Origin of the sequence: Fodinicola feengrottensis, assembly GCF_039530045.1 — a bacterium.
Taxonomy (GTDB): Bacteria; Actinomycetota; Actinomycetes; order Mycobacteriales; family HKI-0501; genus Fodinicola; species Fodinicola feengrottensis.
In genome coordinates, this window is record NZ_BAAANY010000012.1 from 47245 (window position 1) to 58608 (window position 11364).

An 11364-nucleotide genomic window follows, 5' to 3' on the forward strand; every position below is an offset into this window, starting at 1 on the left:
TCTGCGGGTTGAACGCGCGCTTATCTCGCGCGCGCGTCAACTTACGTAATAAAAACCCGCCACCCACCCCCCACCCTTCTGAAAGGGCGGGGGCTCAAAATTTCACAACGGTACGACAGTTTCGCGCCGCACCCTAGGTAGACCTGCACAATCGGAATCCGATTGTCACGAAGGCGGGCGCCTGGTGGGTCGGCTCAAACCGATGCACCAGCCGCCAGCCGGCGGAGCGTGACGGCCGTGTCGAGCGCCGCGACCGTCGCCTCATAGCCCTTGTCCTCCGCAGATCCGGGCAACCCCGCCCGGTCCTGCACCTGCTCGAGGGTGTCGCAGGTGAGTACGCCGTTCCCGACCGGTACGCCGGCGTCCAGCGCGACCCTGGTCAGGCCGGCCGTGACGGCGTCGCACACGTACTCGAAATGCGGTGTTCCGCCGCGTACGACCACGCCGAGCGCGACCACCGCGTCGACCTCCCGGGCCAGCGCCTGCGCCACCACCGGCAGCTCGATCGCGCCGGCTACCCGCACCTGGACAATGTCCGTCACGCCGGAGTTGGCGGCCGCGATGCGGGCCCGGTCAAGCAAAACTCCGGTCAGCTCGCCATGCCAGCGGGTCGAGACGATGCCAAGGCGCAGCCCACTCGCATCCACCGATTCCACGGCCGGCCGCCCGTCGCCGCTCACAACACACCCGCTTCCGGAAGATCGAAGATCTCGTGCCCCATCCGGTCCCGTTTCGTCCGCAGATAACGAATGTTCTCGGGATGGACGTGGGTCGGCAGCGGCACCTGCCCGTTGACGGACAGCCCGTAACCCTCCAAACCAGCGCGCTTGGCCGGATTGTTGGTCAGCAGCAACATGCTTCGTACGCCGAGATCGGCCAGGATCTGCGCGCCAATGCCGTAATCCCGTGCGTCGGCGGGCAACCCGAGCAGCGTGTTCGCGTCGACGGTGTCGGCGCCCTGGTCCTGCAGTTTGTACGCCTGCAGTTTCGCCATCAGCCCAATGCCACGGCCTTCATGCCCGCGGATATAGAGCACCACGCCCCTGCCCGCAGCCGCAACCGCGCCCATCGCCGCGTCCAACTGCGGACCGCAGTCACACCGCAGGGAGCCAAAAGCGTCACCGGTCAGGCATTCCGAATGCACTCGTACGAGCACGTTCTCGCCGTCGCCGAGGTCGCCACTGACCAGCGCGACATGTTCGCGCCCGTCCACAATGGACCGATAGCCGTATGCGGCGAAGTCACCGTATTTGGTGGGAATCCGAGTGTCGACCACCTGCTCCACCTGCTTTTCCGACCGCCGCCGGTAAGCGATCAGATCGGCGATGGTGATCAGGCAGAGGTCGTGTTCCTTGCAGAACTCGACAAGCTGCGGCAACCGCGCCATCGAACCGTCGTCGTTCACGACCTCACAGCAGGCCGCGGCTGGCCGCAGGCCGGCGAGCTGGCACAGATCCACCGAAGCCTCGGTGTGGCCGGGCCGACGCAGCACCCCACCATCCTTGGCTCGCAACGGAAAGATGTGTCCGGGCCGGGTGAGATCGGCGGCGACCGTCGCCGGAGCCGCGATCGTACGCAACGTGTGCGCCCGATCGGCGGCCGAAATGCCGGTGTCGACGCCGTTTCTTGCGTCGACCGACACCGTGTAAGCGGTGCCCTTCCGGTCCTGGTTTGTGTGGTACATCGGCGGAAGTTCGAGCCGGTCCGCCTCGTCACCAGTAACCGGCGCGCAGATCACGCCGGATGAATAGCGAACGGTGAAACCGACCAGTTCCGGCGTCGCCATTTCGGCGGCGAAGATGATGTCGCCCTCGTTCTCGCGATCCTCGTCGTCGACCACCACGACGGCCTTGCCCGCCTTGATGTCCGCGATCGCGTCTTCGATGCTGTTAAAGGGCGTTGTCCCTGGCTCAATCATCGCGTACTCACCAACCGTTCCACGTATTTCGCGATCACGTCGACCTCGATGTTGACCAACTGGCCGGGTTCCTTCTTGCCGAGCGTGGTCAGGCCGAGGGTGGTCGGGATCAGGCTGACCTCGAACCAGTCGTCGCCGACCGCGGTCACTGTCAGCGAGACGCCGTCCACAGCCACTGAGCCTTTTTCGGCCAGATACCTGGCAGATCGGCGGGGTACGGAGAATCTGAGCACGTCCCAGTGCTCGTCCGACTGCCGGCTGAGCAGCTCGCCGGTGTCGTCGACGTGGCCTTGGACGATGTGCCCGCCGAGCCGGTCGCTGGCGCGTACGGCCCGTTCCAGGTTGACCTGGTCGCTGGGCTGGACGCCGCCCATGGACGAGCGGTCGAGGGTTTCGGCCATCACGTCGACGGTGAAATGCTCACCGTCCGTACGGATGACGGTCAGGCAGACGCCGTTGACGGCGATCGAGTCGCCGTGTTTCGCGTCCGCGGACACGGTCGGGCCATGCAGCGTCAGCTGCCCCGCCGTACCCAGGTTTTCCCAGCTCACGACGGAGCCGAGCTCTTCCACGATGCCAGTGAACATCCTGCCTCCCGGTCAGACGATGGTCACCGGGGTTGCGTCAGGCAGGTGCCTTGGAGCGACGCCCACAGGAGCACGTTTCCGTACGCCCATCGGCGGCGCGCGCATCCTCCCATCCGGACTTTAACCGTCGGTCCCGGAATTTCACCGAGTCAACCGGCCGCTGGCTGCGGACGGGTCGCGGACTTTAACCGCCGGTTCGGAATTACACCGACCCCGGAGCGCGTACTGCTGTTACGCCTGCGATTGTCGCACGTGATCGTCGAGTCCGTCGCCTAGGTGACCTGCCCCACATCCGCGATCACCGCGAAGGGGCAGGATCCGCGCACAGCGGACTGGGGGGCCTTCTGTTCGCCAAGACCGGCAACACGCCCGTCCTGCGCGCAAACGGCCTTCCGCCACGTTGGCCACATCAGCACCACCGGCCTCACGTCCGACGGCGAAGGCCTCCGAAGCAGAGGGAACGCACGTGTGTGGCGTTTTCGGCCGTGGCCGAAAACCGTTGGCCAGCGCTGACTCCTTCGTCATGCTCTGGAAGGTCCGCCGGTAGGACGCCGGTGTTTCCGGCCCAAAAAAAGGAAAGTTACATGAGTGAAAGTATACGGCCAGCTCTGCGTCGGTGGTCAGGCGCGCTGATCGCGACCACGACTTTGCTGGCGAGCTTCGGCTTCGCCGGTGCTGCGACACCAGCCTTCGCGGCATCCGGAATTGGCGGGAAGATCACCAGGTCGGAGCTGATCGCCCGGGCCGACGACTGGATGCGCCGGGCGCCGGCGTACGACCCCAACGGATCGGTCTTCGACGCGGGTCAGACGCGCAAGTATCGTACGGACTGCTCAGGATTCGTCGACATGGCCTGGCACCTGAATTCCGACGACAACACAACCGATTTCGCCGCTGACCCGTCGCGATTCGTCGAGGTCAGCGGCCGGGGCGCGGACAAGAGCGGACTGCGGCCAGGCGACCTGCTGAACGACACCATCGACGGACACGCGTTCCTCTTTGAGGCGTGGGAATCCGACCACGTGCATTTCTCCTATTTCAACTTCGGCGGACTCGACGGGTCCGCTCCGCCAGAACACCACACGCACGAAACATTCAGCCAGGCCAAGGTGGGATTCGAGCCGACCGGGAACTACGTGGCCTATCGGTATGTCAATGTCGTCGACGACCCTGGGGTGTCCGCCGTCTATGACGCCGCTGGCGCGTACCACGTTTTCTCGATCAACAAGGACGGAACGCTCTATCAGCGGATTCACACCGCCGATGGGTGGGGCGCTTTCCAGAACCTTGGCGGCACAGTGCACGGCACGCCAGGCGTGACCTACCACGACGGCCGGTACGACGTCTTCGCCATTGGCGGCGGTGGCGCCCTTTACCAGCAAATCTACGACGGAACCTGGCACGGCTGGACGAAAATCGGCGGATCCAATCTAGTGGGCGGCGTCCAGGCCCTCTACGTCAACGGCGTCTACCACATTTTCGCGATCAACAATGACGGCACGCTTTACCAGCTCATCCACAACGCCGACGGCTGGGGCGACTGGCAAAACCTGGGCAGCGGCGTCAGCGGCGTGCCCGGCGTGACGTACCACGACGGCCGGTACGACGTTTTCGCGGCCGGCGGGGAGGGTGTTCTTTACCAGAAAACGTACGACGGCACCTGGCATGACTGGAACAGGATCGGCGGCTCGAACCTGACCAATGTCGAGGCGTTGTACGTCGATGGCGCGTACCACGTCTTCGCGATCAATAACGACGGCACCCTTTACCAGATCATTCACAACTCCGACGGCTGGGGAAGCTGGCAGAACCTGGACGGGACCGTGCACGGTACGCCCGGCATCACATATCACGGCGGACGTTACGACGTCTTCGCGGTCGGCGGCACCGGAGCCATTTACCAGCAGACGTACGACGGCACCTGGCACGGCTGGGGCGCCACCGTTGGCGGCAGCGACTTCTACTGATCCGGAAAGGGTCGAGATGACGAAATACTCCTACCACAGACTGAGACGCGCCGCAGCGCTGATTGCCGTCGCGGTCTTGACGATCGCGGGTCTCGTGGCCACCTCGCCCGCGGCGTCGGCGGCGGTAGGCTCGGATTTATGCGCCCAGGTCGGCTATAACGCCGGGTTTCGCGACGACTCTCTGGTCACCGCGGTCGCGGTCGCACTGGCCGAGTCCGGATGCGATCCCAGTGCGGTCTCGCCGCGGAACTCCGACGGCTCGGTCGACCGGGGACTCTGGCAGATCAACAGCGTCCACATTCCACCGTACACAGTGGACTGCTTGCTCGATGCGCAGTGCAACGCCGGCGCCGCTTGGGACATTTCCGGGCAGGGCAGCACTTGGCAGCCGTGGACGACATACAACAATGGTGCCTACCGGCAGTTTCTCGACGAGGCGCGAGCGGCGGTGGGTCGGCTGCAATCGACTGCTCCCGGATACCTTCCCGGTATCTCCGCGGTCTATGACGCGGCGGGCGCGTATCACGTTTTCGCGATCAACAAGGACGGCACCCTCTATCAGCGGATTCACACCGATGATGGTTGGGGTGCCTTCCAAAACCTCGGTGGCACGGTGCATGGCACACCGGGCGTGACCTATCACGATGGCCGTTATGACGTGTTCGCCATTGGCGGCGGAGGTGCTCTGTACCAGCAGATTTATGACGGCAGCTGGCACGGCTGGACGAAGATCGGTGGATCCAATCTGACCGGCGGAGTGGAAGCGCTGTATGTCAACGGCGCATACCACGTTTTCGCGATTAACAACGATGGCACGCTCTACCAACTCATCCATACCGCGGACGGCTGGGGAGATTGGCAGAACCTCGGCGGCAATCTCAAAGGCGTGCCTGGAATTACCTATCACGACAACCGCTATGACGTGTTCGCCGCTGGCTCGGATGGCGTACTTCAGCAGCGTACCGCGGAAGACGGGACGTGGAGTGGATGGCACTCTGTCAGCGGGTCCAATTTGACCGGTGGCGTGAACGCACTATACATCGACGGCAACTATCACATTTTCGCCATCAACAACGACGGCACGCTCTACCAACTCATCCATAACACCGACGGCTGGGGAAGCTGGCAGAACCTCAACGGGGTCGTGCACGGCACGCTGGGCATCACCTATCACGGTGGCCGCTACGACGTATTTGCCGTAGGCGGGACCGGCGGCATCTACCAGCAGACGTACGACGGCACCTGGCACGGCTGGAGCGCCACCGTCGGCGGCAGCAACTTCCTTTACTGATCCACGGGACACGTGTCGAGGCCTGAGCGTTGACGGCGCCGACCTCGGGCCTCGGGCCTCGGGCCTCGACAGAGAGACGGAAGTTTTGGAGTTGACATTCCAAAAATAGGTGGCTAGCTTGTGGAGCATTCACTCCATACTTCGTCGAGAGGTTCTCTCGTGACCAGCATCGCTGAGCAGGTAACCCGTCTCCAGGAGGGCATGGCCGGCCAGGCGCCCGCCGAAATCCTGGCCGTCTTCGGGGCCGAGCAGGCCGTGCTCGACACGGCCGGTGTCCCGTCCGGGGTGCCCGCTTCCGGGGCGGCCATGCCCGACGGCGACCTCCTGGACGCCCACGGCACGGCCACCACGCTGGAGAAGGCGCGCGGCGGGAAGCCCGCGGTCGTCGTCTTCTACCGCGGTGCCTGGTGTCCGTACTGCAACATCGCCCTCCGCGCGTACGAGCAGCAACTCGTCCCGGAGTTGTCCGCGCGCGGCGTCGAACTGGTCGCCATCAGCCCGCAGAAGCCAGACGGCTCGTTGTCCATGCAGGAGACCAACGAGCTGACCTTCACGGTGCTGTCCGACCCGGGAAACCAGCTCGCCGGCCCGCTCGGCATCCTCACCGCGCCGTCCGAGGAGGCCCGTGGCGCGCAAGGCGCCCTCGGCCTCGACGTGACGGCCGTCAACGCGGACGGCACCGCTGGCATCCCGATGCCGACCACGGTTTTCGTGGACGCCTCGGGAGTCATCCGCTGGATCGACGTGCACCCGAACTACACCACCCGCAGCGAGCCGGCCGCCATCCTCGCCGCGGTCGACGCGGGCTGACTTTCGGCCGGGACGCTCAGAAGCCTTGCGGTCGGCGCGAGGACGGGACACGATGCCTGCCATGAAGGTGCGTGCTCTGCTTGCCGCTTCGCTTCTGATCCTGCTCGCCGCGGCCCAACCGGCCGCGGCCGCGACGCCCGCCTACAGCGGGCCGCGAGCCGGGATCGTGCAGCTGTTTCAGTGGCCCTGGAACGATGTCGGCAAGGAATGCACGAATTTCCTCGGCCCGAAGGGCGTCTGGGCCGTGCAGGTGACGCCGCCGCAGGAACACGCCCGGGTCGCCGGCGATCCGTGGTGGGAGGTCTACCAGCCGGTCAGCTACCGGCTGGACAGCCGCAGCGGGAATCGCGCGCAGTTCGCCGCGATGGTCAGCACCTGCAAAGCCGCCGGCGTCACGGTGATCGTGGACGTGGTCCTGAATCACATGACCGGCACCGACGGCACCAGCATCGACGGCACCGCGTACACGAAATACCACTACCCGTTCTACGGCCCGCAGGACTTTCATCAGCCGACCTGTCAGGTGACCAACTACCAGGACCGGTCGAACGTGCAGAACTGCGAGCTGGTCGAGCTCGCGGACCTGAACACCGGGTCTGATTACGTACGACAGACCGAGGGCGCTTATCTCAACGACCTGCTTTCGTTGGGAGTTGGTGGATTCCGCGTCGACGCGGCCAAGCACATGGCCGCCACCGACTTGGCCGCGATCATCGGCCGGGTCGACTCGAAATACCACCCGTACATTTACCAGGAGGTCATCGACTACGGCGGCGAGGCTATTTCCCGCGACGAATACACCGGCATCGGCAATGTGACGGAATTCAGGTACGGCCAGGACATCACCGGAGTTTTCCGGTCCGGCCGGCTTTCCACCCTGATGCATCCGGAGCAGAGCTGGAACAACTGGGGTCTGCTCGGCAGCTCCGACGCCGTGCCGTTCGTCGACGACCATGACACCGAACGCGACGGCAGCGCACTCAACTACAAGGACGGCTCGCTCTACAACCTCGCCCAGGTGCTCACTTTGGCGTGGCCGTACGGAAACCCGCTGATCACTTCGGACTTCAACTGGTCCAACCGAGACGCTGGCCCACCGACCGCCAGCAACGGCATGACCATCGGCCCGTACACGGCCGGCGACACCAGTTATCCGAGCGGCTGTACGAATATCCAGCCCTGGGTCTGCGACCACCGGTGGGGCAACATCGCCAACATGTTCGGCTTCCGGGCCGCCACCACTGGCGCCTGGTCGGTGGACAACAAATGGGACAACGGCAACCAGCAGATCGCCTTCAGCCGCGGTTCCCTCGGATTTGTGGCCGTCAACCGCGAATCCGGCGGCCTGGACCAAACCCTGCACACCGGCCTCGCCGCCGGCACGTACTGCGACGTGCTTTCGGGCGACTTCAACCTGACCACCCATGCGTGCACCGGCCGTACGATTTCGGTCGCCAGCGACGGAACCGCGCACATCACGCTTTCGGGAATGACAGCTGCCGCCCTCTACACGACCTCAAAGCTGTCCTGACTTTGACAAACGTGTTCAGTGTGATCTGACAAAAGTCATCGTTCCGCGCATTCCCGCCGTCGCGGATGTAAGACATCCGCTTTCATTCGCTACTTCGCAATGACGACTTCTTCCAGTTCAGTCCTATCTTCGACGTCATCTCTTGACCGCTCCGGCACGATCGCGTACTAATCCACACACCAGGTCTCATTCGTACGTGGATTCGCGTGCTCGATAGGAGCGATCACATGATTGACAAGAGGAATCGTCCCCTGTGGACAGTCGTCGGCATCTTCGTCGCCATTGCCGGCGTGCTTCTGATGGCTTCTCCCGCGAATGCGAATGTCGCGCGTCCGATGGGGTCGGCGAGTAACGCCCACATCGGCATCTCGAATTTCTGGGATGGCCACTACTACTACACGAAGGCTCGCCCCAACAGCTCCCCCAGCGGTAGTTCGCTCTATGGTCACTGGCAGTTCTGGGACCACGACCACCCCAACAGCCAGTTCAACACGCAGGAGATGTCGTTTCCGGTCGGCGTCGACCTCACCCAGAACGCCACGTGGGGCTACACCTGCGCGGTTTTCTGGATCCACAACAGCAACGGCAGCTACAGCCAATGGGGTCCGGCGATCTGCGCCACGGCATAATTCGACGACCGGCTGTGCGGTGGTCAGTTGTCGAGATAGACCTCTAGTTCGGCAATGGACGTGAAGGTGCTGGCGCCACCGGGCTGGCCGACGACGCGTACGCCGTCGCCCCAGGTCGTCTCGAAGCTGATCGTGTACGGGACGTTGGCGCCAGCGCTGGAAGAATGCGGATAGTCCGGGGTGATTCGCAGGTGTCGGACGTCCACCCAGTCGAAATTCTGCCGTACTTGTACGCGTGGGCCGCTCGCGAACCAGCCACCGTCCGGGAACATCGTGCCGGTCGTGTAGACCAGGCGATTCATCCGGTAGGAGCGGGAAAAAGCGTAGCCCCAGAAATCGAGCGACTTCACCGCGCCGTCGTAACTGTCCTCACTTCTCGTACGGTCGCCGTCGTTGTAGTAGCTACTGTGCGCGTAATGCGCCGACACCTGGATCGGCGTCACGTCGGCACCGCTGCGGGCAAGGTTGTCGTGCGAGTTCGGATGGTTTACCGGGATCGTCGGCCGGTACGGGGTGACGCGCAGCCGACGGAGGTTGAAATTGTAGTTGGCTTCCGGAGTGGGCACCGGCGCCTTCCACCAGTTGCTCTGCACCCACATCAACTGGCCATCATGACTCACGTACTTCGACGGGATAGTGGTCGCATACCCGCCATTTTTCGGCGTGTGGGTCCTGTCCCCCATCTCGTACCACTCGACCAACCCGAAATCGTGCGAGAGGAAGCGTTTCCACGGTCCCCACGGTGTGGGCGACTCATAGAACTCGAAAGTCGGATCGGTCCACGAGGTGTAGATATAGCGATCGAGCGGCCGGTTGTAGAGCACCCCACCCTGTGAGATCACCGTCAGATCACCGGATTTTCCCGGCAAAGGCTGGGTGAAGCGGCGGGTCGGGTCGTGCAGCACCGCGACCTTGTCCTGGATTTTCCGGCTCCAGGTCGGCCGGTGGTTTCTGGTGCCAGTGAAGAACTCCCATTGCGACCGCTGCTGGACCGCGTGCCGCGGCACCCGGGCGAGATACACGTCGACCGGGTCCGGCACCGTGTTGGTGTTCGAGTCCCGCCAGTTCCAGTCCAGCCCGTACGCGTAGACGAATCCAGCGTCCAGCGGCCCGAGGGCATAACCGGCGTTCCGGGAATCCTTGCCAAAGTCCAGAAAGAAGATGGTGGTGAACCGGTGGTCGGTAAACATCGGCTGGCTGGTCTTCTGCCACGTACGCCCATGATCGTCGGACCGGGAAATGCTGGCATTCGGTACGTCGTCGAATGCGTTCGCGCCGGATTTGAGATCCTGTACGGCGACGTAAAGAACTCCGTCGACACAGACCATGCCGGTCGGCTTGCGATTGTACTGGGTGGGATCGCCCCAGACAGTGCCGATCTGGTCGGCCTCGGCCAGTTTCACGCCGGACAGTCCGGATTCCGGAGTGCCGTCGATCCGGTTCATCACAATGTCTTTGAACGGCTGGTCACTGAATCCGCGGCCGTCGCCATTCGCCGCGTACGTACTGTCATCGTCGGCCCAGCAGTTGGCCCATAGATCACCATCGCTGCCCGGTGCCGCGTATGTGCCGGATTCCTCAATGGAAACCGTCGAGAAGAACGTGCTGGGAGTGTCTTGGGGAACCGCGGCGGCCGCGGCCACCGGCAGCGACGCGCCCAGGCCCACTGTCACCACCGCTCCCGCGACAGCCGTACGCCGCAGGAACTGCCGACGCGACAGCTCGGCACCGCTTTCCTGGTCCTCGCTCATGCCCAGCCTCCCGACGGAAATCGATTTCCGCAAGCTATGTCGGGGTCAGGAGGAGTGTCAAGGGCGAGCCAGCCGATGTCCCCATCCGGCTCCTTAAGGAGCTACTTCTGGCCGATGGCCAGGGCGCGGAGGCGGCGGACGGCTTCGGCGGGATCGGCGGCGCCGAACACGGCGGACCCGGCCACGAAGGTGTCCGCACCGGCCTCGGCAGCGGCTTGGATGGTGTCCGCGTTGATACCACCGTCCACCTCCAACCGGATCGACAGGTCGTCCAGGTCGATGGCCTGCCGGATCGTACGCACCTTGGCCAGCAGCTCCGGCATGAACGCCTGGCCACCGAAACCGGCCTTGATCGTCATGATCAGCACGGTGTCGAAATACGACAGGAGCGACAGGTACGGCTCGACCGCCGTGTCGCGGTCGATGGCGAGGCCAGCCATGCTGCCGGCGGCCCGCAGGTCCTTCGCGATGGCGATCGGGTCGTCGGTGGTCTCGGCGTGGAAGGACACGTTGACCGCACCGGCCTCGGCGTACCCGACCGCCCACCGCTGCGGATTCTCGATCATCAGATGACAGTCGAGCGGAATGCCGGTGGCCGCCTTCAGGCTCTTCACCACCGGCAGGCCAAGGGTCAGGTTGGGCACGTAGTGGTTGTCCATCACGTCCACGTGCAGCCAGTCCGAGCCGGCCACCGCGGCCGCCTCGTCGGCGAGGTGGGCGAAGTCCGCGGACAGGATGCTGGGCGCCACGAAGGCCTGCTGAATAGCCATGATGGAGGCAGCTTACGACCAGCCGCCGGACCGGCACGCTACGCGGTCGACACACGTGATTTCGTCGATTCAGGCGACCAGCACCACGGAATCACTTGTCGATCATGTCT

At 64.1% G+C, this 11364-nt stretch carries 10 protein-coding genes and 1 riboswitch; of the genes, 5 read left to right on the top strand and 5 right to left on the bottom strand.

Translation table 11 applies throughout. The features are described from left to right. Positions 1-194 precede the first annotated feature (194 nt). The 3 genes from ribH to ABD301_RS18425 are packed head-to-tail and all read right to left on the bottom strand — an operon-like array spanning position 195 to position 2505. Positions 195-680: a 6,7-dimethyl-8-ribityllumazine synthase gene (gene ribH / locus ABD301_RS18415; RefSeq protein ID WP_163571879.1), complete on the bottom strand. Its 486-nt coding sequence runs from the start codon at positions 678-680 to the stop codon at positions 195-197. Next, positions 677-1918, bottom strand: coding sequence for a bifunctional 3,4-dihydroxy-2-butanone-4-phosphate synthase/GTP cyclohydrolase II (locus tag ABD301_RS18420; protein WP_344311474.1), 1242 nt, complete (start codon positions 1916-1918; stop codon positions 677-679). Before ABD301_RS18420 ends, ribH begins: the two co-directional genes overlap by 4 nt. Continuing rightward, positions 1915-2505 (bottom strand): riboflavin synthase, encoded by a 591-nt coding sequence (locus tag ABD301_RS18425; protein WP_163571878.1) that lies wholly within the window; start codon positions 2503-2505, stop codon positions 1915-1917. Before ABD301_RS18425 ends, ABD301_RS18420 begins: the two co-directional genes overlap by 4 nt. A 97-nt stretch (positions 2506-2602) precedes the next feature. Further along, positions 2603-2731: riboswitch (FMN riboswitch) on the bottom strand. 358 nt (positions 2732-3089) lie between these two features. Here ABD301_RS18425 and ABD301_RS18430 point away from each other — a divergent pair. From ABD301_RS18430 to ABD301_RS18450, 5 genes are all read left to right on the top strand, one after another. Continuing rightward, entirely contained in the window at positions 3090-4472 is a 1383-nt protein-coding gene (locus tag ABD301_RS18430) for a DUF8189 domain-containing protein (protein WP_344311476.1), read from the top strand. Positions 4473-4548: 76 nt separating this feature from the next. Continuing rightward, positions 4549-5763: a DUF8189 domain-containing protein gene (locus tag ABD301_RS18435; protein ID WP_344311478.1), complete on the top strand. Its 1215-nt coding sequence runs from the start codon at positions 4549-4551 to the stop codon at positions 5761-5763. Positions 5764-5922: 159 nt separating this feature from the next. Further along, positions 5923-6573: a peroxiredoxin-like family protein gene (locus ABD301_RS18440; RefSeq protein ID WP_279582132.1), complete on the top strand. Its 651-nt coding sequence runs from the start codon at positions 5923-5925 to the stop codon at positions 6571-6573. Between the two features lie 61 nt (positions 6574-6634). Continuing rightward, positions 6635-8104 (top strand): alpha-amylase, encoded by a 1470-nt coding sequence (locus ABD301_RS18445; protein ID WP_344311480.1) that lies wholly within the window; start codon positions 6635-6637, stop codon positions 8102-8104. Between the two features lie 227 nt (positions 8105-8331). Further along, positions 8332-8733 carry a hypothetical protein gene (locus ABD301_RS18450; RefSeq protein ID WP_163571875.1) on the top strand — a complete coding sequence of 134 codons (402 nt, stop codon included), beginning with the start codon at positions 8332-8334 and terminating at the stop codon, positions 8731-8733. A 23-nt stretch (positions 8734-8756) separates the two neighbouring features. Here ABD301_RS18450 and ABD301_RS18455 read toward each other — a convergent pair whose 3' ends face one another. Together ABD301_RS18455 and rpe are read right to left on the bottom strand one after the other, a co-directional pair. Next, positions 8757-10484, bottom strand: a complete 1728-nt coding sequence (locus ABD301_RS18455) for a DUF4185 domain-containing protein (RefSeq protein ID WP_163571874.1) — start codon at positions 10482-10484, stop codon at positions 8757-8759. Positions 10485-10585: 101 nt separating this feature from the next. After that, positions 10586-11254, bottom strand: coding sequence for a ribulose-phosphate 3-epimerase (gene rpe, locus ABD301_RS18460; RefSeq protein WP_344311482.1), 669 nt, complete (start codon positions 11252-11254; stop codon positions 10586-10588). Positions 11255-11364 lie beyond the last annotated feature (110 nt).

Coding starts and splice junctions, on each gene's coding strand:
- ABD301_RS18420 (WP_344311474.1), bottom strand. CDS start 1,918: ATGATTGAGCCAGGGACAACGCCCTTTAACAGCATCGAAGACGCGATC.
- ABD301_RS18425 (WP_163571878.1), bottom strand. CDS start 2,505: ATGTTCACTGGCATCGTGGAAGAGCTCGGCTCCGTCGTGAGCTGGGAA.
- ABD301_RS18430 (WP_344311476.1), top strand. CDS start 3,090: ATGAGTGAAAGTATACGGCCAGCTCTGCGTCGGTGGTCAGGCGCGCTG.
- ABD301_RS18445 (WP_344311480.1), top strand. CDS start 6,635: ATGAAGGTGCGTGCTCTGCTTGCCGCTTCGCTTCTGATCCTGCTCGCC.
- ABD301_RS18450 (WP_163571875.1), top strand. CDS start 8,332: ATGATTGACAAGAGGAATCGTCCCCTGTGGACAGTCGTCGGCATCTTC.
- ABD301_RS18455 (WP_163571874.1), bottom strand. CDS start 10,484: ATGAGCGAGGACCAGGAAAGCGGTGCCGAGCTGTCGCGTCGGCAGTTC.
- rpe (WP_344311482.1), bottom strand. CDS start 11,254: ATGGCTATTCAGCAGGCCTTCGTGGCGCCCAGCATCCTGTCCGCGGAC.